General features: G+C 66.0%; 19 protein-coding genes and 1 tRNA gene. 13 read left to right on the top strand and 7 right to left on the bottom strand.

Annotated features, from left to right (window positions below; genetic code table 11):
* Positions 1–5 precede the first annotated feature (5 nt).
* Positions 6–1,583 (bottom strand): alpha/beta fold hydrolase, encoded by a 1,578-nt coding sequence (locus ACLMAJ_RS25780; protein WP_412016397.1) that lies wholly within the window; start codon positions 1,581–1,583, stop codon positions 6–8.
* A gap of 310 nt (positions 1,584–1,893) precedes the next feature.
* Between ACLMAJ_RS25780 and ACLMAJ_RS25775 the strand changes: the two genes are divergently transcribed.
* Positions 1,894–2,601: an ANTAR domain-containing protein gene (locus ACLMAJ_RS25775; protein ID WP_412016396.1), complete on the top strand. Its 708-nt coding sequence runs from the start codon at positions 1,894–1,896 to the stop codon at positions 2,599–2,601.
* 293 nt (positions 2,602–2,894) lie between these two features.
* Here the strand turns inward: ACLMAJ_RS25775 and ACLMAJ_RS25770 are convergent.
* A tRNA-Arg gene (locus ACLMAJ_RS25770) sits at positions 2,895–2,968 on the bottom strand.
* A 103-nt stretch (positions 2,969–3,071) separates the two neighbouring features.
* Positions 3,072–3,446, bottom strand: coding sequence for a DUF4345 family protein (locus ACLMAJ_RS25765; RefSeq protein ID WP_412016395.1), 375 nt, complete (start codon positions 3,444–3,446; stop codon positions 3,072–3,074).
* An 80-nt stretch (positions 3,447–3,526) separates the two neighbouring features.
* Here ACLMAJ_RS25765 and ACLMAJ_RS25760 point away from each other — a divergent pair, with 80 nt between their 5' ends.
* From ACLMAJ_RS25760 to ACLMAJ_RS25730, 7 genes are all read left to right on the top strand, one after another.
* On the top strand, positions 3,527–5,569 hold the full coding sequence (locus tag ACLMAJ_RS25760; RefSeq protein WP_412016394.1) for a bifunctional copper resistance protein CopD/cytochrome c oxidase assembly protein: 2,043 nt from the start codon (positions 3,527–3,529) through the stop codon (positions 5,567–5,569).
* Entirely contained in the window at positions 5,566–6,534 is a 969-nt protein-coding gene (locus tag ACLMAJ_RS25755; protein WP_412016393.1) for a threonine/serine dehydratase, read from the top strand. Before ACLMAJ_RS25760 ends, ACLMAJ_RS25755 begins: the two co-directional genes overlap by 4 nt.
* Positions 6,535–6,802: 268 nt before the next feature.
* Positions 6,803–7,327: a single-stranded DNA-binding protein gene (locus ACLMAJ_RS25750; RefSeq protein WP_412016392.1), complete on the top strand. Its 525-nt coding sequence runs from the start codon at positions 6,803–6,805 to the stop codon at positions 7,325–7,327.
* A gap of 79 nt (positions 7,328–7,406) precedes the next feature.
* On the top strand, positions 7,407–9,083 hold the full coding sequence (gene ettA, locus ACLMAJ_RS25745; protein ID WP_412016391.1) for an energy-dependent translational throttle protein EttA: 1,677 nt from the start codon (positions 7,407–7,409) through the stop codon (positions 9,081–9,083).
* A 417-nt stretch (positions 9,084–9,500) separates the two neighbouring features.
* Positions 9,501–14,441 (top strand): NAD-glutamate dehydrogenase, encoded by a 4,941-nt coding sequence (locus tag ACLMAJ_RS25740; RefSeq protein ID WP_412016390.1) that lies wholly within the window; start codon positions 9,501–9,503, stop codon positions 14,439–14,441.
* A 92-nt stretch (positions 14,442–14,533) separates the two neighbouring features.
* Positions 14,534–14,977, top strand: coding sequence for an acyl-CoA thioesterase (locus tag ACLMAJ_RS25735; protein ID WP_412016450.1), 444 nt, complete (start codon positions 14,534–14,536; stop codon positions 14,975–14,977).
* Positions 14,965–15,657: a DUF8185 domain-containing protein gene (locus ACLMAJ_RS25730; RefSeq protein WP_412016389.1), complete on the top strand. Its 693-nt coding sequence runs from the start codon at positions 14,965–14,967 to the stop codon at positions 15,655–15,657. The genes ACLMAJ_RS25735 and ACLMAJ_RS25730 overlap by 13 nt, the downstream gene beginning before the upstream one ends.
* 56 nt (positions 15,658–15,713) lie before the next feature.
* Here the strand turns inward: ACLMAJ_RS25730 and ACLMAJ_RS25725 are convergent, their stop codons facing one another.
* Both ACLMAJ_RS25725 and ACLMAJ_RS25720 read right to left on the bottom strand, forming a co-directional pair.
* Entirely contained in the window at positions 15,714–16,034 is a 321-nt protein-coding gene (locus ACLMAJ_RS25725; protein WP_412016388.1) for an AzlD domain-containing protein, read from the bottom strand.
* A 52-nt stretch (positions 16,035–16,086) separates the two neighbouring features.
* On the bottom strand, positions 16,087–16,788 hold the full coding sequence (locus tag ACLMAJ_RS25720) for an AzlC family ABC transporter permease (RefSeq protein ID WP_412016387.1): 702 nt from the start codon (positions 16,786–16,788) through the stop codon (positions 16,087–16,089).
* 77 nt (positions 16,789–16,865) lie between these two features.
* On the opposite strand from ACLMAJ_RS25720, the gene ACLMAJ_RS25715 reads away from it, so the two are divergent.
* A complete protein-coding gene (locus ACLMAJ_RS25715; protein ID WP_412016386.1) occupies positions 16,866–17,435 on the top strand; it encodes a helix-turn-helix domain-containing protein in 570 nt (189 codons plus the stop codon).
* Positions 17,436–17,445: 10 nt separating this feature from the next.
* Here ACLMAJ_RS25715 and ACLMAJ_RS25710 read toward each other — a convergent pair whose 3' ends face one another.
* Entirely contained in the window at positions 17,446–18,180 is a 735-nt protein-coding gene (locus ACLMAJ_RS25710) for an HNH endonuclease (RefSeq protein WP_412016449.1), read from the bottom strand.
* A 336-nt stretch (positions 18,181–18,516) separates the two neighbouring features.
* On the opposite strand from ACLMAJ_RS25710, the gene ACLMAJ_RS25705 reads away from it, so the two are divergent.
* The 4 genes from ACLMAJ_RS25705 (at position 18,517) to ACLMAJ_RS25690 (ending at position 21,474) form a co-directional block, all read left to right on the top strand.
* Positions 18,517–18,939 carry a globin gene (locus ACLMAJ_RS25705; RefSeq protein ID WP_412016448.1) on the top strand — a complete coding sequence of 141 codons (423 nt, stop codon included), beginning with the start codon at positions 18,517–18,519 and terminating at the stop codon, positions 18,937–18,939.
* Between the two features lie 134 nt (positions 18,940–19,073).
* The gene (locus tag ACLMAJ_RS25700) at positions 19,074–20,678 is read left to right on the top strand and encodes a glycoside hydrolase family 13 protein (protein WP_412016385.1); all 1,605 of its coding nucleotides are present in this window, start codon (positions 19,074–19,076) and stop codon (positions 20,676–20,678) included.
* 69 nt (positions 20,679–20,747) lie between these two features.
* On the top strand, positions 20,748–21,023 hold the full coding sequence (ctaJ, locus tag ACLMAJ_RS25695; RefSeq protein WP_412016384.1) for an aa3-type cytochrome oxidase subunit CtaJ: 276 nt from the start codon (positions 20,748–20,750) through the stop codon (positions 21,021–21,023).
* Positions 21,010–21,474, top strand: coding sequence for a DUF5130 domain-containing protein (locus ACLMAJ_RS25690; protein WP_412016383.1), 465 nt, complete (start codon positions 21,010–21,012; stop codon positions 21,472–21,474). The genes ctaJ and ACLMAJ_RS25690 overlap by 14 nt, the downstream gene beginning before the upstream one ends.
* Before the next feature lie 204 nt (positions 21,475–21,678).
* Here the strand turns inward: ACLMAJ_RS25690 and pepN are convergent, their stop codons facing one another.
* Positions 21,679–24,264 (bottom strand): aminopeptidase N, encoded by a 2,586-nt coding sequence (gene pepN / locus ACLMAJ_RS25685; RefSeq protein WP_412016382.1) that lies wholly within the window; start codon positions 24,262–24,264, stop codon positions 21,679–21,681.
* Positions 24,265–24,293 lie beyond the last annotated feature (29 nt).

Genomic DNA, 24,293 nt, shown 5'->3' with positions numbered 1-24,293 from the left:
CGGGATCAGTCGAACGGGGATTTATCGACTGAGCAACCGGTGTGCTCCGGCGGTAATAAGCCCGAGAACAGATATTCGCGTTTGACTTGTTCCGCGCAGGTGCTCTGCACGTACATGCTGCTGTGGCCCGCGCCCTCGACCACAACGACCTGGGCCTGTGCCAATTCGGCCGCGCCCGCGTAGGCGCCGCGCAACGGTGTTGCCGGGTCCATTCTGCTGTTGAGCACGAGAATCGGTGCGGCCGTTCGGCGATTCCACGGTCCGGTGTACCGGTCGGCGTCGTGGCCGTGCCAGAACGCGCAAGGGGTCGCGTTGAATACGCCGATGCGTCCGAAGTGCTCGACCCGCTGGTTCTCCGACACTGCCGCGCGGCTGTAGGCGGCGGTATCGGTCGGGACCACCGAGTCACTGCACTGGATGGTGTAGAACGCCTCTGTGCGATTGGCAAGATAGGTTTCCTGGTCCGCGACCTGCCGCAAGCCGGGCAGGGTGGTCCCGGTATCGAACAATCTTTGTAGCAGGATGGCGAGGTCGGGGAAGTCCGACGGCTTCGACAGCTCGGCCGCCGCGTCGATGACCGCTGAATACGTCCATGTCCGGCCGTCGAGCTCGATGGGGGCCAGGCGTGCCCGCGCGGCGAGCACCGTCCATTTGAGCCTGGGATCACCGGAGGAGAAGGCGCAGCGCGGTCCGGCGGCCGAACATGCGTGCAGGAACGCGTCGAAGGTCGCGGCGATGCCGCTCGCTACATCCTGTCGGGTGTCGAGCGGAACGGTCTTGCCCTCGCCGCCATGGCCGTTGGTGTTGCCCTCGAAGTCCATCGATCCGTCGAACACCAATGCCCGCACTCGGCTCGGGAACATGTTCGCGTAGATCGCGCCGAGTTGGGTGCCGTAGGAAATGCCGTGGTAGGTCAATGCGGGATCGCCGACCGCGCGGCGCAGCAATTCCAGGTCGCGCGCGGTGTTGGCGGTCGAGGCGTGGTCCAGGATCGGGCCTGCGAGTTGGCTACAGCGGTCGGCGAGTTCGGCGGAACTGGCGAAAAATGGTGCCTCGCCGCCCGCGTCGATGGGCATGTCGGGAATTGATCCGAGGAAGGCCAGTTGTTGTTCCTCGTTCGGAAAGCATCGCGCGGCCGCGCTGCGTGCCACCGATCGCGAATCCCAGGAGACGATATCGAACCGTGCCCGTAGCTCATCGGAGAACAGCCACGGCCACCGCGCCCGCTCCCGCAGCCGGTCGACGCCGGACGGGCCCGGTCCGCCGAAGTTGACGAACAAGGTGCCGATCCGCCTGCTCGGATCGGTGGCGGGCAGTTCGATAGTCGCCAACTCGATCTGGTCGCCACGGGGCAGGTTGTAGTCCAGCGGTACCTGTGCGGAGGCGCATCGGAAGCCGTCTTGGCAATCCGACCATGACAACGTGGGGGTGTCCGCTGCTTCGGCGAGGCGGTCGAGGTAGGGGTCCGCGCCGTCATCCGCCGCTGCCGCCATCGGTACGCCGAGCACACTTGCCGCGAGGGCAAGCGCGATGAGGGTGGCTCGGATTCGGCGAGATCTGTTGCGCGCCAAGAGTAGAGCCAATCGAACGCCTCCCGCGCACAGTCAACCGAGTCCGCCGCATCCTGCCAGTTGGCAGGTGTCGGTATGTTCCCACCAATGGAAACTATTCCATGGTGTGCCGAAACATCCTGATGCACTTCAACGTCGAGGCGCAAAGCCAGAACTGGCGAGCGGCGACTGAATCCGTGCGGACGTATGCTTCAAGTATGACCGCAGACAACAGCGGTACGCCTTCGGCGGGTACGCAGGTCCTCACGGCATGGTTGCAAGCCACACGGGCCATGAACCGTGCTGTGCGGCAGGAGGCTTCGGCGTTGACGCGATCATGAATATGACCGATCGGCGACTTGCCGACACCTTCGTGGTACTCGCGGGGACGTTGCGTGACTCTTACGACATCCCGACCTTCCTGACCACGCTCGCCGACCGCAGCTTCGATCTGCTCGGTGTCGGGGCGGCGGCGGTACTCATCGAGGGAGAGCGCAAGGCTCCGCAGACGGCCGCGGCCGACCCACGCCTTGCTCAGCTGGAGCTGGATGCCGCGGGATGGAAAGAAGGTCCCGGCACCGACTGCCACCGCACGGGTACGCCGCTAGCCGGCACCGCGCTCGGGGGACCGGTTCCGAGACACCGTTGGCCGCGATATGCCCCTAGGGCCGAGGAATTGGGCTACACCCGAGTCGCGGCGTTGCCTTTGCGTCATCAGCGCGAGTCCGTCGGGGCGCTGGTTTTGCTGTGGTCCGGTGCCGATTCGCTGGATCCGGATGCGTTGGCCCTCGGCCAAGCCTTGGCGGACGCCGCCGCCATCGCACTGATTCGCGAGCGCGAGTTGAACGACCGGCGGAAGCGGACAACTCAACTCGAGGGCGCCCTCAGCAGCCGCGTCGTCATCGAACAGGCCAAGGGCATCCTCTCCGCTCGTCGGGCGATCACGATGACAGCGGCCTTCGACCTCCTGCGCGGCTACGCCCGATCTCACCAACGGTTGCTGGTCGACGTGGCGCTCGAGGTCGTGCAGGGGCGGCTGAGTCTTGAATAGCGCGCCTTGCGCGTGACTCCGCGTTGATTGATACGCCGCCAATTGGGTACACCTAGTCGAGACAATGCGTGAGCAACCCCCTCGCACACTGCTCGAGGCCTTACGACTGGAGATCCGTTACGGCACGAACGTCAACCGTGCGACCTACCGCGTAACGCTCGTTGCTCGGTCCGCCGCGACCGCGCGCAGGAAGACGCGGCGCGGCCGAACCGCAGTACAACGAGCAGAACCATGCGATGGGACTACGCCGCCGCGTACCGACCGGTACAGCGGCGGCGTTCCCGTGCTCGGAGCGCCCCCGGCAGGAATCGAACCTGCGACCTAGGGATTAGAAGGCCCTTGCTCTATCCAACTGAGCTACGGAGGCAGTGGCATCCACCATTGCCGACATTGGTCGCGCTGTCCAGCAGGGCAAGTATAGCGACCGTCCAGATTGTTATGTTCTTAGTGTTAGCAACATTTCAGTCACCTCAGTCGAGTAGTGCGGCGAGTACCAGCATTCCGGCCATGATCAGTTCCAAGATCAGAAAGAACCACACCGGATAGAAGGCGGAGGGGCGTTCGAGGACGACCGACCACACCCGGCCGAACGCCATCCCGCCGAGGGCGGCCGCGACGGCGAGGCACGCTCCGTATCTCAGATCACCGACATCGGCGGCGGCGAGCCCGAGGACCACGGCGATGGCGATGCCGAAACCGCCGTAGACCGCACGCACCTCGGCGCGGGCGTCGGGACGATCAGCAAGCAGCCCGAGCGGATCGACCAGCTGGCTGGGCCGTAGCAGCCCGTAAATTCCCATGCCGGCGAAGAACAACGCCACCACGGCAATAAACACGATCGACATCGCACCTCCGGTTCGCGGCCCACAATATCGGCCCAAACCCAACCGGGCCACGTTATACCGGCCGAACTACGCTCAGTCGTATGTCGTCACCGCAGGACCCGCCACTAGAACTCGATGTCGAGACAGGCAAGTCGGGTTCCGGGGCGACCTTCGCGATGTTGACCGCGCTGGCCGGTGCGTGCGCGGCGGTACTCGCCGCACTGGTGGTCGGACTGTCCGCGGCGCAGGCGCTGAGCCTGCTCGGCATTCCCGATCCAGGACCGCTGACCACCTACGGCCTACCGGCGGTCCGCGCGCTCGCCGACCTCGCCGCGGCGCTAACCGTCGGCTCGCTGCTTTTCGCGGCGTTTCTGGTGCCGCCGCAGGCCGATGGCTTGCTGGATGTCGGCGGATATCGCGCCGTGCGTCGCGCGTCGAATTTCGCCGTCGTCTGGGCGTGTTGTGCGGCGGTGCTGATCCCGCTGACCGTCTCGGATACGACCGGGCAGCCGGTCGGCGAGGTCTGGCGGCCCGACCAGCTGTGGCAGGCGATCGGCCAGGTCGACCTGGCCGGGGCCTGGCGAACCACGGTGGTATTCGCGCTGATCGTCGCGGTCGGCTGCAGGCTCGCACTGCGCTGGGGCTGGGCCCCGGTGCTGTTCGGCGGCGCGATCCTGACCATGATGCCGCTGGCGCTGACCGGACATTCGTCCTCGGGCGGCGCGCACGACCTCGCGACCAACAGCCTGATCCTGCATCTGGTTTCCGCCGCGGTGTGGGTCGGCGGATTGTTCGCGGTGCTCGCCCACGCCATGCGCGCCGGCGCTCACACCGATGTCGCTGCCCGGCGGTTCTCCATCACCGCGACGATCGCGTTCGTGACGATCGGCCTGAGCGGGGTGATCAACTCTTGGGTCCGCGTGCCGACCCTCGGTGACCTGTTCAGCACCACCTACGGGCGGTTGGTACTCGCGAAGGTCGCAGCCCTCGTCGTGCTCGGCGTATTCGGCTATCTGCAACGCCGTGCCTCGCTGCCCGCGCTCGCCGCGAACCCGCGTGACCGCGCCGCGCTGATCCGCTTCGGTGGGGTCGAGGCGCTGATCTTCGCCGCGACCATGGGCCTTGCCGTCGGCCTCGGTCGCACACCGCCGCCACCGCCGATATCGGTGCCGACACCCGCCGAAGTGGAGCTCGGTTACAACCTGGCCGGGCCACCGACGACCGCGCGATTGCTGTTCGACTGGCGCTTCGACCTGATGTTCGGCACGCTGGCCATCGTGCTCGCGGTGCTGTACCTACTCGGGGTGCGACGGCTGCGTGCCAGAGGGGACGCCTGGCCGGTCGGCCGAACCATTGCCTGGATGTCCGGGTGCGTGGTGCTGCTGTTCGCCACGTCGTCCGGGGTCGGGCGCTATTCGCCCGCGGTGTTCAGCGTGCACATGGGCCAGCACATGGCGTTGTCGATGCTGGCGCCCATCCTGTTCGCGCTCGGCGGCGGTGTCATGTTGGCACTGCGCGCGTTGCCGCCGGCGGGGCGCGGTGGGATCCCTGGGCCGCGGGAATGGATCCAGGCCGCGGTGCACAATCCGGTGTCGCGCCTTCTGACACACCCGATCGTCGCGTCGGTGATCTTCGTCGGCGGTTTCTACGCGCTGTACATGGGTGGCATTTACGACTCGTTCGTCGACTCGCATGCCGCGCACCTGTTGATGAACGCGCACTTCCTGTTCAGCGGTTACCTGTTCTATTGGGTGGTAGTCGGCATCGATCCCAAGCCGCGTCAGGTCGAACCGCTGACCAAGCTGGGCATGGTGTTCGGCTCGCTGCCCTTCCATGCCTTCTTCGGTATCGCGCTGATGAGCATGACCACCGTGATGGGTGGGTGGTTCTTCCGCAGCCTCGGTCTCGGCTGGAACAACGATTTGCTCGGGGATCAGCGCACCGGCGGTAGCCTGGCATGGGCCAGCGGTGAGGTGCCGCTGGTCGTAGTAATGCTTGCGCTGCTCATCCAATGGTCGCGCAGCGATGCGAAGCTCGCCAAGCGGACCGACCGGGCCGCCGACCGGGATAATGAGGCGGACCTCGGCGCGCACAACGCGATGTTCGCCGAGCTGGCCAAACGTGACCGAGAGGTGCGCAAGTGAGTGAGCGGGCTTTAGTCGAGCCGCAGCACCGAACGTCTCGGCGGGTGTACCGGTCGGATGTCCGTGCCGCGCGGAAGCGACTGGCGGGACAGATTCGCAAGACGCCGGTCTTCCACACCACGGTGGCGGGTCCGCACGGGCCGGTGCCGGTGACATTGAAACTCGAATACCTCCAGCACGGAGGCACATTCAAGGTTCGGGGCAGCCTCAATGCCCTGCTCGAGTCCGGCACCGACACCGAACAGGTGGTCATCGCCTCCGGTGGCAACGCGGGTATCGCCGCCGCGCTCGCTTCGGCGCGCCTCGGTAAGGCGTGCACCGTTGTCGTCCCCGAGTCCGCGCCGCACACCAAGGTTGCCGCGATGTGGTCCTATGGCGCCGAAGTGTTGTGGCATGGAACCACCTACGCCGAGGCCTACTCGTACGCGACCGACCTGGCCACCGAACGCGCGGCCTTGCAGCTGCACGCCTACGACCTGCCCGCCGTTGTCGCGGGCGCGGGCGTGGTCGGCCTGGAGCTGGAGGAGCAGGTGCGTGGACGGCCGCCCGTGCTCGTCGCGGTCGGCGGCGGCGGGCTCGTCGCCGGGATCGCCACCGCGCTCGGACGCCGCCAGCAGGTTATCGGCGTCGAGCCGGAAGGTATCCCCATCTTGCATGCGGCGCTCACCGCGAATCGTCCGGTGGATATCGACGTGTCGAGCATCGCCGCGGACTCGCTGGGTGCCACCAGGATCGGTGACATCGGCCTCGACATCGCGCGTCGCTACGACGTGCGCTCGGTACTGGTCACCGACGACGCCATCGCGACCGCCCGCGAGTACCTGTGGCGGGAGTTCCGGGTCGTGGTCGAACTCGCGGGTGCGACCGCCTTGGCCGCTGTGCAGAGTGGGGCCTACATCCCCGCGGACGGCGAACGCCCGGTAGTCGTGCTGTGTGGGGCGAATACGGATCTAGCCGTTCTGTAGCTCGCCGCAAAGGCGTGATCGCCGATGCGGTGGCCTCGCGCGGGCTGCGGTCGTCGTGGTCGGTACCAGCGTGTCGGGAGCGCAGGACCAGGCGTGCGATCGGAACCGCCTGAAGTGGCCGTTGTCCACATCCGGGATTGTTGTCCACACCTGCGGAATCGGGGGGCCTCTACGGGCTGGGATCGGTCAGGCTGGAGGTGCCCTCCTGGCGGGGGGAGGAAGCACCCGAGGCGGCTCGTCGAGGGGCGGAACATGAAGGGGCGGAACCATGTACGAGGCAATGGCAACGGTGATCGGCACTGTGGTCACCCATCCGGTCAAGCGGGATCTGACGAACGGGGAGCAGGTGGTCACCTTCCGGATGGCCAGCAATTCCCGCAGGCTCGACCCCGCGACCGGGGAGTGGGTCGACAGCGGGACGTTGTACCTGACGATCAGCTGCTGGCGCAGGCTGGTGACCGGGGTGGACGCGTCGATCCGCCGCGGCGATCCGATCGTCGTGTACGGCCAGCTGCGGTCGCATGAATATCGGTCGAAGGACGGCGTCGAACGGCGCGACCTCGAAATGCGCGCCAGCGCGCTCGGCCCCGACCTGGCGCGCTGCACCGCGCAGCCGATCCGTCGGACCGAAGCGGGCCGTTCATTCGGCCCGAGTAATCTTGCCCCCAATACCTGTGACCGATCGAGTGCAGAAGACTGTGCACGCGTCGACGGCGATGGGCTGGCGGAGGGCGCTACGACCATGCCTTCCGCACCGGCCCGGATCAACGAATCCGCGCCGGTAGACGCCTGACCGCACGGCCGGTATGCGCTCGACGGCAGTGGTAGCTCTGCTTCGTTCCACCAAACCCCACACCGATAGGCTTGTGTATATGGCTGAGTTCATTTACCAAATGAAGAAAGTTCGCAAGGCGCACGGCGACAAGGTCGTACTCGACGATGTCATGTTGAACTTCCTTCCAGGCGCCAAGATCGGCGTCGTCGGTCCCAACGGTGCCGGTAAATCCAGCGTGCTGAAGATCATGGCCGGATTGGATCAGCCGAATAACGGGGAAGCCTTCCTCGCTCCCGGCGCAACGGTCGGCATCCTCATGCAGGAACCGCATCTGAACGAGGAGAAGACCGTCCGCGGCAACGTCGAGGAGGGGCTCGGCGAGGTCAAGGTGAAGCTGGATCGCTTCAACGAGATCGCCGAGCTCATGGCGACCGACTACTCCGACGAGCTCATGGACGAGATGGGCAAGCTGCAGGAGTACCTGGACCACGCCGACGCGTGGGATGTCGACTCCCAGCTGGAACAGGCGATGGACGCGCTGCGCTGCCCGCCGCCGGAGGAGCCGGTCACCAACCTCTCCGGTGGTGAACGCCGCCGCGTGGCGCTCTGCAAACTGTTGCTTGCCAAGCCTGATCTGCTGCTGCTCGATGAACCGACCAACCATCTCGACGCCGAGAGCGTGTTGTGGCTCGAGCAGCACCTCGCCGCGTACGCGGGCGCCGTGCTCGCCGTTACTCACGACCGGTACTTCCTCGACAACGTCGCCGAGTGGATCCTCGAACTCGACCGCGGCCGCGCGTACCCCTACGAGGGCAACTACTCCACTTACCTGGAGAAGAAGGCCCAGCGGCTCGAGGTCCAGGGCAAGAAGGACCAGAAGCTGCAGAAGCGGCTCAAGGACGAGTTGGCCTGGGTGCGCTCGGGTGCCAAGGCCCGCCAGGCCAAGAACAAGGCTCGCCTCGGCCGCTACGAGGAGATGGCGGCGGAGGCCGATACGCACAGGAAGTTGGACTTCGAGGAGATCCAGATCCCAGCCGGTCCTCGCCTCGGCAGTGTCGTGGTCGAGGTCGGGAACCTGGACAAGGGCTACGGTGACCGCCAGCTGATCAAGGATCTGTCGTTCACGTTGCCGCGCAACGGCATTGTCGGCGTCATCGGCCCGAACGGTGTCGGTAAGACCACGCTGTTCAAGACCATCGTCGGGCTGGAGGAGCCCGACAGCGGCATCGTCCGGGTCGGCGAGACGGTCAAGTTGAGCTACGTCGACCAGAACCGGGCAGGCATCGACCCGAAGAAGAATGTCTGGCAGGTCGTGTCCGAGGGAATGGACTTCATTCAGGTCGGCAACCAGGAAATGCCTTCGCGCGCCTACGTCAGCGCCTTCGGTTTCAAGGGCCCGGACCAGCAGAAGGCCGCGGGCGTGCTCTCCGGCGGTGAGCGCAACCGCTTGAACCTGGCGTTGACCCTCAAGCAGGGTGGCAACCTGATCCTGCTCGACGAGCCGACCAACGACCTCGACGTGGAAACCCTGGGTTCGCTGGAGAACGCGCTCGAGCAGTTCCCCGGCTGTGCCGTTGTCATCTCTCACGATCGCTGGTTCCTCGACCGCACCTGCACGCACATCCTGGCGTGGGAGGGCGACAACGACAATGACGCCAAGTGGTTCTGGTTCGAGGGCAACTTCGAGGCATACGAGGCCAACAAGATCGAACGCCTCGGCCTGGAAGCGGCTCGACCGCACCGGGTGACGCACCGCAAGCTCACCCGCGACTGAGTGCGGTTCGATGGGCCGCGCCGTGGCGCGCGGCTCATCGCAGCGGTCGAGCAGAGTGGGTTGTTTCGGGCGCTCAGCCGAAGGAAATGCGGACAACACCACCACAACGGACGCGTTGTCGAAGGAAATACGGTCGGTCCGCGCGGCGAATCGGATCTGGTTAGGGTGGAGTCTGTGCATGCGAAGGCGCAGTCCGAGCACTGAGTAGGTCTTTTCGCCGACGCGGCCACATAACTTCGTCGGTCCGATCGGTTGCCGTGCCGGGATCGTCGATCACGGCAATCGAGCGGCGAACCTCGCAATAGTGGTGAACACCCTGGGATCGAAAGGGAATTCACCCCTAGCGCGTGAGTCGCAGCTACTCTCGGACCGGCGTCACTTTGGTGCGGAACCGAATCCGAGGGAGTTGGCGAAAAAATGACGGTCTCGTCCGAATTGTCCAGTGCGGCGTGGGCCGCGAGTTTGCCGCAGGAGTTGCGCGGCGACCTCGGTCCCCTCGAGGAGGCGTATTTTCGCCACGTCGACGCGGGCGATGTGGACTGCGCGATCACCGGAATAACCCAGATCTTCCGGCGGCACACGGAACTGGCGATGACCCGACCTGCCGGGCGGGCGCTGGTTCGGGTGTATCACCCGGACGACGGGTCCGGCCTCGGCGCCGCGGTGCAACTGGTCACCGACGACATGGCGTTGCTAGTGGAGTCGATCACCTCCTCGCTGAGCCGGATGGGCGTCAGCGTGAGCGAGGTGATCCACCCGATCTTCGAGGTCGAGCGCGCTGCGGACGGACGACTGCTCAGGGCGGCGCCGCATGAGGTGGACGGCAACGGTAATACCGGGTTGCGCGAATCATGGATGCACATTCAGCTGCACCCCTCGACGAGCCGGGCGCTGCTCGACCGGATCGAGGCGGCGATGCCGGACGTGGTCGCCGACGTGCGCCAGGTGACCGGCGACACCGAAGCCATTCGCGATGTGCAGAGCCAGTTGGCCGAAGACCTCGAGCTCGCGGCGAAAACGGGTACCGCACCCTTCTCCGGCACCGATCTGGTGGACTGCGCGAACCTGTTGCGTTGGTTGGCAAGTGGCAATTTCACTGTGCTCGGCTACGCCAGATACCGGCTGAGCACCTCTGAGGGCAAGGCCGTGTCGGCCCCGCTGCCCGGCACTTGCCTCGGTGTGCTTCGCCCCGATGTCGGAACCGATTTCCGGGTTCCCGTCAATGCGGGTGAGCGGCCGCTGCTGATGCTGACCCAGGGCTTGGTGCCCGCCACCGTGCATCGTTCGGTGTACCCGTACTTCGTCGGCGTCGCTGACTTCGACGAATCGGGAACCATCATCGGTGAGCATCTGTTCATCGGCGTCTTCACCGTCACCGCGGTACACGAGAACGTGCTGGACATCCCGGTCATCGAGCGCAGGGTGCGTTCGGTCATCGAGGAGAGCGGGTTCGATCTGGACTCCTTCTCCGGGCAGGCGATGCTCGAGGTCATCCAGGCGTTCCCGCGCACCGAGCTGTTCTCCTCGGATATCGAGACGATGCGCAAGACCGCGACCGCGGTGCTCAATGTCGGCCTGCGCAGGCAGGTTCGGCTGTTCCTTCGCTCGGATGGCTACGGCCGGTTCGTCGCCTGCCTGGTCTACCTGCCACGCGACCGCTACACCACGCGGGTGCGGTTGGAGATGCAGGAAATCCTGGTGCGCGAACTCGGCGGTGTCTCCATCGACTATTCGGCACGCGTCAGCGAAAGCGAGCTGGCCAGTGTCTATTTCACCGTCCGGATGCCGGAGGCGGAGTTCGGGGTGCCGCGCACCTCGGAGGCCGTTGCCGATACCTCCGAGGGCAATCGGGTGCGCATCCAGAACCTGCTGGCCGAGGCGAGCCGAACCTGGGACGATCACCTCAACGACGCGGTGAGCACCTCGACGGTATTGGATCCCGGTGTGGTCCAGCGCTATGCCGAGGTCTTCCCTGAGGGGTACAAACAGGACTTCGCACCGGACAGGGCGTTGTTCGATGTCGTCCGGCTGGAGCGCCTCTCGGAGGGCTCCATCAACCAGAACCTGTACCGCCGTCCGGGTTCGGACCCGGGTTCCTGGCGGTTCACCCTGTACATCGGCGGTACCGGAGTATCGCTGAGCCAGGTGCTTCCGGTGTTGCAGAGCCTCGGGGTGGAGGTGGTCGACGAGCGGCCCTACCGGGTACAGCTCGACGCGCAGCCCGGTGGCGATCCGGCCTTGGAACGCTGGATCTACGACTTCGGCCTCGTCGCGAGGCCCGAACTGCTGCGCAGTTCGCTGGATCGGGACCTGGACGCGGAGCTGCTGGAATCCTCCGCCAGAGTGGCGGTTTTGGAGTCGGAGGTGCGTGGGCTGCGCGAGCGATTCACCGAAGCCTTCGAAGCGGTCTGGTACGACCGCGCCGAGGCGGACGCGCTCAATGAACTCGTACTGCGCGCGCGGCTGCCATGGCGCGCGGTGTCGATTCTGCGCATGTACTCGAAGTACTTGCAGCAAGCTGACTTTCCGTACAGTCAGGCGAATATCGCAAGGGTGCTGCTGACCTACCCTGATATCGCGCGGCTGTTCGTCGACCTGTTCGCGGCGCGGTTCGATCCGGACGGCGAAGAGTCCCTGCATGCCACCGACCTGGAGACCCAGGTGCGCGGCAGGATCGATGAGGTGGTCAGCCTCGACGCCGACCGCATCCTGCGCGCCATCCTCTCGTTGATCAAGGCGACGTTGCGGACCAACTACTACGTGACCGATGCCGAAGGCATGTCGCGTTCGTATGTGTCGGTAAAGGTCGAGCCGCGCGAGATCACCGAATTGCCCAAGCCGAAGCCGCAATTCGAGATCTTCGTGTACTCGCCGCGCGTCGAGGGCGTGCACCTGCGCTTCGGCCCGGTCGCGCGCGGCGGGCTGCGCTGGTCGGACCGGCTCGAGGACTTCCGCACCGAGATCCTCGGTCTGGTGAAGGCGCAGGCGGTGAAGAACGCCGTCATCGTTCCGGTCGGCGCCAAGGGCGGTTTCGTGGTCAAGCAGCCGCCCGCGGCCACCGGTGACCCCAGCGTGGATCGACAGGCGCTGAGCGCGGAGGGTGTCGACTGCTATCGCACCTTCATCTCCGGCCTGCTCGATGTCACCGACAATGTCGACCTCGCGACCGGCGACGTGCTGCCGCCCGCAAGGGTGGTCCGGCGCGACGGTGACGACACCTATCTGGTGGTTGCCGCGGACAAGGGCACCGCGACGTTCTCCGACATCGCCAACGATGTCGCGAAGCGCTACGGGTTCTGGCTCGGTGACGCGTTCGCCTCTGGTGGTTCGGCGGGCTACGACCACAAGGCGATGGGAATCACCGCCAAGGGCGCATGGGAGAGCGTGAAACGCCACTTCCAAGAGATGGACCTCGATACTCAGACCCAGGATTTCACTGTGGTCGGCGTCGGGGACATGAGCGGTGACGTATTCGGCAACGGCATGCTGCTCTCCGAGCACATCCGTCTGGTCGCCGCCTTCGACCACCGGCACATCTTCCTCGACCCGAACCCGGACGCCGCCCGCTCCTTCGTCGAGCGGCAGCGGATGTTCGGCCTGCCACGGTCCTCGTGGGCCGATTACGACCTCTCGCAGATCAGTGCGGGCGGCGGTGTGTGGGATCGCACGGTGAAGTCCGTGCCGATCAGCCCCCAGGCGCGCGAGGCGCTCGGTCTGGCCGATGACGTCGCGGCATTGTCGCCCCCGGAGTTGGTGCGCGCGATCCTGCTCGCACCGGTCGGGCTGCTGTGGAACGGCGGCATCGGCACCTACATCAAGGCGAGCACCGAGACCAATGCCGAGGTCGGCGACAAGTCCAACGATCCGGTGCGGGTCAATGGAAACCGGTTGCGGGTCAAGGTGATCGGCGAGGGCGGCAACCTCGGTGCGACAGCGCTCGGCCGAATCGAGTTCTGCCGCAGCGGCGGCAAGATGAACACCGACGCCCTCGACAACTCGGCGGGCGTCGACTGCTCCGACCACGAGGTCAATATCAAGGTGTTGCTGGACGGCGTGGTCAGCGCGGGCCAGCTGGTCGAGGCCGAGCGCAACCCGCTGCTCGCCTCGATGACCGATGAGGTCGCGCAGATGGTGTTGCAGGACAACGTGTCCCAGAACTTCCTGATGGGCCTCTCACGCACCGAGGCACCGCGCATGCTGAATGTGCACCAACGCCTCATCGAGGACCTGCAGCAGCGCCGCGGCCTCGACCGCGAGTTGGAGGCGCTGCCCTCCGATGTCGAGATCAAGCACAGGATGGACGAGGGCTCCGGCCTTGCCTCGCCCGAGCTCGCCAATCTCATGGCGCACGCGAAACTTTCGCTCAAGGCCGATCTGCTCGACACCGATCTGCCGGACAGCACCTACTTCGCGGCCAGGCTGCCCGACTATTTCCCGACGCCACTGCGCGGCGAGTTCGGCGCCGCGATCAAGAAGCACCGACTGCGCAGGGAGATCGTCACCACGGTGCTGGTGAACGAGATGGTCGACTACGGCGGAATCACCTACGCGCATCGGCTGAACGAGGAGATCGGCGCCACCGCCACCGACGCGGTACGCGCGTTCGCGGCGACCACCGAGATCTTCGACCTGCACAACATGTGGGCGCGCATCCGCGCAGCCGACGCCTCGGTCACGGTCCGTGACGAGTTGGAGCTGGAAACCAAGCGCACCCTCGATCGGGCGTCGCGCTGGCTGTTGAGCAACCGGCCGCAGCCGATCGCGGTCGGTGCCGAGGTCAACAGGTACAGCAGGGGCGTGCGGGAGTTGGCGCCGCAGGTCCCCGGTTGGCTGCGCGGCCACCACGTCGCGACGCTGACCGATCAGTCGGCGGAACTGATCGCCCTCGGCGCGCCGACTGATCTGGCCACCGAGGTCTTCGGGCAGCTGAATCTTTTCCCGCTGCTGGATGTGTTGGATATCGCAGACATCACCGATCGTGGCGGCGACGAGGTCGGCGCGCTCTACTACGCGCTCAACGACCATCTGAAGATCGACTGGCTCTTGCAGGCCGTCAGCCATCTGGAACGCGGTGATCGCTGGCACTCACTTGCCAGGCTCGCACTGCGTGACGACATGTACGGCTCGCTGCGTTCGCTGACCCTCGACGTGCTGTCCGCCGGTGACCCGGAAGAGACCGCCGACGAAAAGATTGCATACTGGGAGTCGAAGAATCAGTCTCGGCTCGGCCGTGCCCGCGCCGCACTGTCGGAATTGTTCGAGTCCGGAACCCACGATCTCGCCACGTTGTCGGTTGCAGCGCGGCAAGTGCGAAGCATGGTGAGCGGGGTGGGCGCCCAATCGGAGGTACCACGTTGACCAGTTCGTTGAACGGAAACGGGCATGCGCCGGGGCGCGGTGTTGTTTCGAGCGACCTGCAAGCAGTCGCTAGCGGTGTTGTTTCGAGCGACCTGCAAGCAGCCGCTAGCGGTGTTGTTCTCCCTAAGCGCTTCCACGCCAAGGTAGATGTCAGGTGGTCGGACATGGACGTGTTCCAGCACGTCAACCATGCCCGGATGGTGACGCTGCTGGAAGAGGCACGGATTCCGTGGCTGTTCGAGGACGGCCGGCCGACCGCGCCGTTGCGGGAGGGCTGTGTGCTCGCCGACCTGCGGGTGCGCTACCGCGGCCAGTTGCGTCACGAGGACACCCCGCTCGATATCGCCATGTGGATCGAGCAGTTGCGCGCGGTCGACTTCACCATCGGCTACGAGGTGCGCGCGGCGGGTGCCGCACCGGACTCGCCGCCCGCGGTGATCGCCTCCACACAGATCGCCGCGTTCGATATCCAGCAGCAGCGGTTGCGCCGGATCGCCGGGGCAGAACGCGAGTATCTCGCCGAATGGCTGGCGTGAGTGACCTCGGCGTGATGTCAGGACAACGCGTGCTGGAGGTGTCCGATCCGGCCGAGCGCGAGAATCTCGCGACTTTTCTCACCAGGGCAGTTCGCCTGGATCCCGCGGCGGTGGTGCGGTTGCGCCGTCGCGGGGAACGCCTGGTGTCCGGCTGGGTAGCAACAGGTTTCGAAGCGCTCGCGGTGCGGACTGTGGTCGCCGAGCTCGGCGTCGACGATGTCACCGTCGGCGCCGATCTGGTGCTCGCGGGCCTGGCCACCGGAGGCCCGATCGACCTCGGCTATTCGATGGACTCCGCATGGCGCGGTGCCCTGCCACCCGTCGATGGCTTCGTGCACGTCGACGATGTGCCTGCCCGCACCCTGGTCGAACTCGCCGAACAGGGCGCGCAATTGGCCAAGGATCACGGCAGCAGCCACGGCCCGCCCGCCTCGCTGCTCGATCAAACGGTGCTGACGGTATCCGCGGCAGACACACACGTGGAAGTACCGATGCGAGTCGTCTTCGCCCTCACCGCAATGGATTTCATCCCGCACTCCGGTGACAAGGCCGAATCCCGGCGCATCATGCCGTCGGAGATAGTGCGCGTCCGCGCCACCAAAACCTGGCTGCGCATCGACGCGCGCTACGGCTCGGTGGCCCGCCGCACCGGCGGCCCCATTCCGCTGACCCCCAGCTGAATTTCCGCACCCCTCATCGGGATTCGCACGGTCTGTAGGCGCTCCGAACAGGATCGTCAGGTGACGCCGACCAGGCGCAGTAGCGCGGTGGTGGCCGCCGCGGCAAGGATGACCACAAGCATGGGTTGGTTGCGCCACGCGAGCAGGCCACCGACGAGAACTCCTGCGGGCAGCGCGAATCCGAGGTGGCCGGAGCCGACAGGCAGGGCGGTGATCGATACCAGCGCGGTCAGCAGGACAACCGCGCCGGTATCGAGCAATGCCGTTGCCCGAGCCGGGAATCGGATCCGCGTGCGCAACGCGGGGCCGGCCCATCGGAACGCATACGTTCCCACCGCCAGCGCGAGAGCGGCGACGATCAATAACGGCGATATCATCGGACCGTCCGCCCTATGAGTTCCGTGCGATCAAAAGCTGTTGCCGCCGAACTCATTCGATGCCCGGTTCCGATATGGCTTCCTCGCCCCGGCCCCACGCGGTGAAGACGACGCCGATGAGCGCGACCAATACCGGCATACCGGCAGGCAGAAACAGCGAACTGAGGACGGCGGCGGCCGCGCCGAACAGTGCCGCGCGCATGGTCGCCGCCCGCGCCCGCAGAGCTGGAACGACCAATGCGAGCAGCACCGCGGGGAACACCGCATCCAGCCCGATCACCGAGGTATCGGGAACGACGGTCCCGATCAGGGCGCCGATCGCCGCGCCACCCGGCCAAGCCAAGAGCACCCCGAGCCCGCTGATCCAATACGCGGCACGCCTGCGCGCGACATCGGGCTGCGCAAGGGCCAGCGCGACGGATTCGTCGTTCATCACGTGCACGCCGATCGGCCGCCGCCAGCCGGTGCCGACCACGTCCGGGATCGACAACCCGTACGGCACATGTCTGGCATTGACGAGCAGTCCGGCCAACGCCGCCGCGACCGGACTGCCGCCCGCCGCGACGATGCCGATGAACAGGAACTCCGAGCCTCCCGCGAGAATCAGCACACCGAGCACAATGGGTAGCCAGAGCGGAAAACCGGAGGTGACGGCGGTGGCGCCGTAGGAAACACCGATCAGCCCGACCGCGAGCAGTACCGCCGCGATGCCGGAGAGCGTGTCCCGATCGAGTGTTCGCCATATCGAACGCATGTTTCTTATACTGAACATGGTCGAGCGGTTCGTCAATATGGTTTTCTGTTGGGCGGTCTTACTCGACGGGAGCTGGCATGGTGCGGGAAGAATCGACGGTCGCGACGCCGCAGGCGGTGATCGCCGCGTCGTTGCGCCGCGAACGTACGCGTGCCGGTCTGTCACTCACCGAGGTGGCGGGCCGGGCGGGCATCGCGAAATCTACTCTGTCCCAACTGGAATCGGGCACCGGCAATCCGAGCCTCGAAACGCTCTGGGCGCTGTGTGTAGCGCTGGAGATGCCCTTCTCCCGGCTGCTCGACCCGCCGCGGCCACATGTCCAGGTAATTCGGGCGGGGGAGGGGCCGGTGGTGGTCGCCGAGCAATCCGACTACCGCGCCACCTTGCTCGCCGCGGCTCCGACCAGTTCCCGGCGCGATCTGTTCCGTATCACCGCGGAGCCGGGACACGCGCGCAGATCCGCCCCGCATATCCCCGGTGTCGTCGAGCACGTGCTGATCGCCGCAGGGCGGGCGCTGGTCGGTCTCATCGACGCACCCGTCGAACTGCACCCCGGTGACTACATCTCGTATGCGGGCGATGTCCCACACGTGTTCGAGGCGCTCGAACCGGGCACCTGGGCAATCCTGGTGGCCGAGTACACCTGAGCGGAACCGCTCAGGCGGCGCCCTCGCCGAGATACGGCAACCACACCGGGTCCAGATCGGCGGTCGTCGACAGCAGTCGCCAGTGCGGTCCCTTCGGCGAGACCAACGGCGAGCGCAGCGTCCAGCCCAGATCGCTGAGCATTTTGTCGGCCTTGCGGTGATTGCAGGGCGCGCAGCTGGCAACGCAGTTCTCCCACGAATGCTCGCCGCCGCGGCTGCGCGGGATGACGTGGTCGATGGTGTCGGCCTTGCCGCCGCAGTAGCCGCAGCGGTAGTGGTCGCGATGCATGAGGGCGGCACGGGTCATCGGGACGCGGGCGCGGTAGGGCACATGCACGTAGCTGCGCAGCCGGATCACCGAAGGAATGTTGACCGCGGCCTCGGCAGAATGGACTACCGACCCCTCGGGGTCGTGGTGGACGGTGTCTGCTTTGTCGCAGATGAGCAGGACGACGGCGCGGCGCGCGGACAGGGCGGTGAGCGGCTCGTAGGTGGCGTTGAGAAGCAACACCCGGCGCTTCAACCAGTTTGTGCCCTCGCTGGGGACGGACGCGAGGTAGTGACCATGCTCACTGTGCGGGGAGGCGTCACCGTGGTGAGGAAGGTCATCGGTGCGATGCGCACCCGGGTAGTGATCGGACAAGATGTGCAGCGGAGCAGCCCCCGACCCACGATTGTGGACGTCGGCGGGCTGGAGTTGTCGATGCGTTCTGGCCTCGCGTGATCGGCCGTGCCGCTGCTTCATGGGGGCCCCGATTTCGTCGATTTCAAGATCATGTGGTATCTCGACAGACACTGCCACCCAGTTGACCATGGAACGTCGGCTATTGCACGGTGATTTCGAACAATGTCAGATGAACTGTGTTGTTTCGACCGACCTGCAAGCAGTCGCTAGCGGCGGCGTTGTTTCGACCGACCTGCAAGCAGTCGCTAGCGGCGGCGTTGTTTCGACCGACCTGCAAGCAGTCGCTAGCGGCGGCGTTGTTTCGAGCGGCGGTCGCTAGTGGTGGTCGAAGGGCCGCGCGTTTGTGACACGAGCACAATGGAAACAATCAGCATCGGCACCGATCGAGAGGACCTGATGACTTCCGGCGAACAAGCGGCGGGTCAAAAGACCGCGGAGCAGTCGTTCTACGAGGCGGTCGGTGGTGCGGAAACGTTCCAGCGGATCGTCGCCGTGTTCTACCGCGAAGTGGCGACCGACGAGGTGCTGCGCCCGCTTTACCCGGAGCAGGATCTCGGCCCCGCCGAGCGTCGGCTGCGAATGTTCCTGGAGCAGTACTGGGGCGGTCCACGTACCTACTCCGAGGAGCGCGGCCACCCGAGGCTGCGGATGCGGCACAATCCGTTCACCATCGGTCCGGTGGAGCGCGACGCGTGGCTGCGTTGCATGCGCATCGGCGTGGCGGAGATCGAGCCTGCTGCGCTCGATGACGAGCGCCGCAAGGCGCTGCTGGATTATCTGGAGATGGCGGCGAATTCGATGATGAACGCCACCTTCTGAGATCTTGGTCGTCGATTATCGAGATGGCGCCTGGGTTTTCGGCAGACAGCGTTGAATGCTGATAATTAGCCGTATGTCGAGGACGCTCGTCAGCCTGAGCGATTTTGCCGCATAGTTTTGGCACTATAAGCGGTGTGACTGATACACCAGCCGCTCCGGCGTCGGTGGATCGCACCACTGAACCATGGTGGCGGTCTGCCGTGTTCTACCAGGTTTATCCCAGATCCTTCGCGGACTCCGACAGTGACGGCGTCGGTGACCTGGGCGGGGTCCGCGAGCGGCTCGGCTACCTGGAACTACTCGGTATCGACGCGCTGTGGATATGTCCGGTGATGCGCTCGCCCATGGCAGACGGCGGCTACGACGTGGCCGATCCACGCGATATCGACCCGCTGTTCGGTGGCATCGCAGCGATGGACGAACTGATCGCCGAGGCGCACGACCGTCATATCAAGGTCACGATGGACTTGGTGCCGAACCACACCAGCAGCCGGCATCCCTGGTTCGTCGCGGCACTCGCCGCCGCGCCTGGCAGCCGCGACCGCGACCGCTACATCTTCCGCGCAGGCCGAGGGCCGAGCGGCGCGCAGCCGCCGAATAATTGGCCGAGCATCTTCGGCGGCCCCGCCTGGACCCGCGTCACCGAGGCCGACGGCACGCCAGGCGAGTGGTACCTGCATATATTCGCGGCCGAACAGCCGGACCTGAACTGGGAGAACCCAGAGGTGGCCGCCGATTTCGAGCAGACCCTGCGCTTCTGGCTCGACCGGGGCGTCGACGGGTTCCGCCTCGATGTCGCGCACGGCATGGCCAAGCCGGACGGACTGCCCGACATGGCGCGTGTCCAGACCACGATGCTGGTGAACGACGACAGCGACCCGCGTTTCAACAATCCTGAGGTGCACGAGATCCACCGCCGTATCCGCAAGGTGCTCGACGAGTACCCGAACGCGGTGTCCATCGGCGAGGTATGGGTGGACGACAACATCCGTTTCGGCGAGTACGTGCGCGCCGACGAGCTGCACCTGGCCTTCAACTTCCGGCTCGCCCAGGCCGCGTTCACCGCCGCTACCGTGCGCGCGGCGATCGACAACTCCCTTGCCGCGGTGGCACCGGTCGGCGCATCGCCCACCTGGACGCTGTCCAATCACGACATCGCACGCGAGGTCACTCGCTACGGTGGCGGTCTCGATGGCGTGGCACGGGCGCGGGCGATGTTCATGGTGGAGCTGGCGCTGCCCGGCGCGGTGTTCATCTACAACGGCTCCGAACTCGGCCTGCCCAATGTGGATGATCTGCCGGAGGAGGTGCTGCGGGACCCGGTCTGGGAACGCTCCGGGCACACCGAACGCGGTCGCGACGGCTGCCGGGTGCCGTTGCCATGGGAGGGAGCCACCCCGCCGTTCGGGTTCACCGCCGCCGCGACGTCTTGGCTGCCGATGCCACCGGAATGGGCGGGGCTGACGGTGGAGTCGCAGCTGGAGGAATTGGGTTCCACCCTGTCGCTCTACCGGATGGCCATCCAATTGCGCGGCGTGCGACCGGAATTCGCCGGGCCGAGGATCGAGTGGTACGGCAGTCCAGCGGGTTGCCTGGCCTTCCGGCGACCCGGTGGGCTCGTTTGCGTGCTGAACACCTCCGCCGTCCCCATCTCGTTGCCGCCCGGCGAAGTATCGCTCGCGAGCGCGCGACCGGAGAACGGGCAGCTGCCCGCGAACGCCGCGGCCTGGCTGATCTGACTCGACACGATCCGCGAAAGCACTCGACCAGAAGAGGATCTACTACACGCGATCGTCTACCGTTGGTGCGTGAGCATTCTCGAGACAGTGTTGATCTTCCTCGGCATCCCGCTGGTGATCTACGGTGCGATCGCCGGATTGTCGTTTCTCGGTAAGCCACTGGCCGGTGACAAGCCGGTCCACTACGACCTCGGTCAGAAGTGGACACAGCCGCCGGTGCTGTGGAGTGCTACCGACGAGGTGACCAGCCGAGGTCACCACGGTGAGAGCCAGCATGGCAGTCATGCGGCTATCGAATCCGCCGAGGCGGAGCTGATCGGAGGCCGGGCAAGTGGCAAGTTCTAATTGGCCCGCGGTGGTCGAGGCCGATCTACCGCACGGATACGTCGTCACGACCAGTGGACGGGTGTCCGGCGTGCACGAAGCAGGCGATGTCTTCAAGGAAGCCCCCTTCAGCGATGACGAGCGGCTTGCGATGGACAATGTGCTCACCGAGGCGACCAGGGCAACCAAGGTCCGCTTCAACATTTACATCGGCGATCTCGGTGAGGACGCAGCAGCGGGCGTGGACGCGATCTTCCCCACGACCCCCGAGGCGACGCACTCGGTACTCATCGCCGTCTCGCCCAACGATCGCGCGATCGAGGTCCGTTCCGGCAGTGCGGTCGCCGACCGCGCAAACGATCGGGTCTGCCAGCTCGGCGTCACCGCCGCGCTCAGCTCCTTCCGTCAGGGCCAGCTCATCGACGGTCTGATCTCCGCGGTCCGCGTCATGGCCGCGGCTATCGGCCGCTGACAGTCCGACTTCGGTAGCCACCGGCGCGCTCACCCGAAACGGGTGGGCGCGCCGAGCGCTGTCAACCCGGGACATGTCGATCATGGTGTGTAGTTGCGCTTTGGGACTTGCCTTGGGTAGGGGAGCTGGGCACCCGCGATCAACGGGACACGACGGTGCGGTCACTCGTGTGGTGCCGCAGTCATGCCCCGTTGATCATGGCTCCTATTGGGCGTCGAACGCGCGAGCTCGCAGTGAGCGTTCGACGCCCGCCTTGCCCTCGACGACGAGGCGGCGCAGGGCGGGCGGATGGTCGCCCGCGAGGAACTTGTCGGCCTTCGCGACGGCGTCCGCGCTGATCGCCCATGCGGGGTAGAGGCCGATCACCACGGTTTGGGCCACCTCGCTGGAGCGGCGGTCCCAGACTCCGGGGACTTCGGTGAAGTACCGGTCCACATACGGCGTCAGCAACTCGTTCTGGCCGGTCGGGGCGAAGCCGCCGACGATCGAGCGGGCGGTGACGTTGGGGACCGAATCGTCGTCCATCACCGTCGACCAGGCCTGTTGCTTCGCCTCGGCGATCGGCCGCGCGGTCGCTGCCGCCGCGGCGTGCCGCTTGCCCGCCGCGGTCGGGTCATTGGCCAGTTCCTCATCGATCAGCGGGGTGTCGATGCCGTCGGCATCGATCTCGCCCGCCACCGCGAGCGCGGTGATGATCCGCCAGCGCAGGTCGGCGTCTACGGTCAGGCCGGGCAGGCCCATCTTGGCGGGGGCGGCATCGCCATCCAGGAGTTCACGCAGTACCTCGGTGTGCCAAGCGGAGAGCTCGGCGCCGGTGAGTGCGTTGACGAAGGCGAGCTGGTGATCCGAACCCGGCGCGGCCTCGCGGGCGAGCTCTAGCAGGCGGTCGGCGAACCCGGGCCAGCCGGCGGTCGCGGCCCATTCGGGATCGGCGTAGCTGCCGATGGCCGTGTTGGCCTGCATCAGCAGGCGTTGCACCACACCGATTTCGGTCTCGGTGCCGATGCCACGCTCGACCAGTGCGACGAACTCGCGCGCCCGCATTTCGGCCTGCCTCGTCATCTCCCACGCGGCCGACCAGGCCAGGGTGCGTGGCAGTGGTTCGGCGATGTCACCGATGCGGTTGACGAGGACCTCGAGCGAATCGGGGTCGAGGCGGACCGAGCAGTAGGTGAGGTCGTCGTCGTTGACGAGCACCAGCTTGCCGCGCGCGACGCCGACGAGTTCGGGGACGTCGGTGCGCTCGGCCGCCTCCAGGTCGAGTTCGATTCGCTTGGTGCGGACCAGCTTTCCGTCCTGATCGTCGTAGACGCCGATGGCGAGCCGGTGCACGCGCTGCTCGCCCGCACCTGGGGTCGCGCCTTCCTGCACGACCGCGAACGAGGTGAACGCGCCCTCGGCGTCCACCTCGAAGTCGGGGCGCAGGGTATTCAGGCCGGTGGTCTTGAGCCACTGCGTGCCCCAGTCCGACAGATCACGGCCGGAGGACTTCTCCAACGCGGTCAGCAGATCGTCGAAAGTGGCGTTGCCGTAGGCATGATCGGCGAAGTAGGCGCGCAGCCCGGCCAGGAACGGTTCGAGCCCGACGTAGGCGACCAGCTGCTTGAGCACACTGGCGCCCTTGGCGTAGGTGATGCCGTCGAAATTGACCTCGACGGCGGCCAGGTCAGGAATGTCCGCGGCGATCGGATGGGTGGAGGGCAGCTGGTCCTGCCGGTAGGCCCAGGACTTCTCCACATTCGCGAAAGTGGTCCAGGCACTGGTGTATTCGGTGGCCTCGGATTGGCACAGGACCGAGGCGAAGGTCGCGAACGACTCGTTCAGCCACAGGTCGTCCCACCACTTCATGGTGACGAGGTCGCCGAACCACATGTGCGCCATCTCGTGCAGCACCGTCTCCGCGCGCCGCTCGTAGGAGGCGCGGGTGACCTTGGACCGGAAGACGTAGTCCTCCAGGTAGGTCACCGCGCCGGCGTTCTCCATGGCGCCCGCGTTGAACTCGGGCACGAACAGCTGGTCGTACTTGCCGAAGGCATACGGCACGCCGAAGTTCTTGTGGTAGAAGCCGAATCCCTGTTTGGTCTCGGTGAACAGGCGCTCGGCGTCCATATGGTCTGCCAGCGAGGAGCGGCAGTAGATGCCGAGCGGGATGGTGCCGTGGTCGTCGGTGTAGGCGTCGGTCCACACGGCGTACGGGCCCGCGATCAGTGCGACCAGGTAGGTGCTCATCCTCGGAGTGGCACGGAAAATGTGCTTGCCGGGGTCGGCCGCAAGGGTTTCTACGACCGCGCCGTTGGAGATGACCTTCCAGTCCGCCGGCGCGGTGACCGAGATGTCGAACGTGGCCTTGAGATCGGGCTGGTCGAAGCAGGCGAACATCCGCTTGGCGTCGGCGGTCTCGAACTGCGAGTACAGGTAGACCGCGTCGTCGGTCGGATCGACGAACCGGTGCAGGCCCTCACCGGTGTTCGAGTACTCGCAGTCGGCCTCGACGACGAGCTCGTTGTGCTCGGCGAGACCGCTCAGCGTCAACCCGGTGGACTCGTCGTAATCGGCGACGTCGATCGCGGCGCCGTTGAGCACCGCCGAGCGGACCGCGCGCGCCACGATGTCGATGAACGTACTCGCGCCGGCGGTGGCGGTGAAGGTGACCGTGGTGCGCGAGGAGAATGTCTGCTCACCCGGTTTACCAGCCCCGTCGGTCAGGTCGAGTTCGATGCGATAGTTCTCGACCGACACTGTCGAGGCGCGTTCGATCGCCTGGTCACGAGTCAGGTTGGGTGCAGACATGAGTCTCCTTCGTGGTCGAAGAACTGTGC

This window comes from Nocardia arseniciresistens (genome assembly GCF_046764875.1).
Taxonomy (GTDB): domain Bacteria; phylum Actinomycetota; class Actinomycetes; order Mycobacteriales; family Mycobacteriaceae; genus Nocardia; species Nocardia arseniciresistens.
Note: the sequence above shows the minus strand (reverse complement) of the source record. Positions and strands in the feature narration are given on the sequence as shown.

Coding starts and splice junctions, on each gene's coding strand:
- ACLMAJ_RS25740 (WP_412016390.1), top strand. CDS start 9,501: ATGACGGTCTCGTCCGAATTGTCCAGTGCGGCGTGGGCCGCGAGTTTG.
- ACLMAJ_RS25720 (WP_412016387.1), bottom strand. CDS start 16,788: ATGCGTTCGATATGGCGAACACTCGATCGGGACACGCTCTCCGGCATC.
- ACLMAJ_RS25725 (WP_412016388.1), bottom strand. CDS start 16,034: ATGATATCGCCGTTATTGATCGTCGCCGCTCTCGCGCTGGCGGTGGGA.
- ACLMAJ_RS25765 (WP_412016395.1), bottom strand. CDS start 3,446: ATGTCGATCGTGTTTATTGCCGTGGTGGCGTTGTTCTTCGCCGGCATG.
- ACLMAJ_RS25760 (WP_412016394.1), top strand. CDS start 3,527: ATGTCGTCACCGCAGGACCCGCCACTAGAACTCGATGTCGAGACAGGC.
- ACLMAJ_RS25750 (WP_412016392.1), top strand. CDS start 6,803: ATGTACGAGGCAATGGCAACGGTGATCGGCACTGTGGTCACCCATCCG.
- ACLMAJ_RS25775 (WP_412016396.1), top strand. CDS start 1,894: ATGACCGATCGGCGACTTGCCGACACCTTCGTGGTACTCGCGGGGACG.
- ACLMAJ_RS25730 (WP_412016389.1), top strand. CDS start 14,965: ATGGCTGGCGTGAGTGACCTCGGCGTGATGTCAGGACAACGCGTGCTG.
- ACLMAJ_RS25715 (WP_412016386.1), top strand. CDS start 16,866: ATGGTGCGGGAAGAATCGACGGTCGCGACGCCGCAGGCGGTGATCGCC.
- ettA (WP_412016391.1), top strand. CDS start 7,407: ATGGCTGAGTTCATTTACCAAATGAAGAAAGTTCGCAAGGCGCACGGC.
- ACLMAJ_RS25710 (WP_412016449.1), bottom strand. CDS start 18,180: ATGAAGCAGCGGCACGGCCGATCACGCGAGGCCAGAACGCATCGACAA.
- ACLMAJ_RS25705 (WP_412016448.1), top strand. CDS start 18,517: ATGACTTCCGGCGAACAAGCGGCGGGTCAAAAGACCGCGGAGCAGTCG.
- pepN (WP_412016382.1), bottom strand. CDS start 24,264: ATGTCTGCACCCAACCTGACTCGTGACCAGGCGATCGAACGCGCCTCG.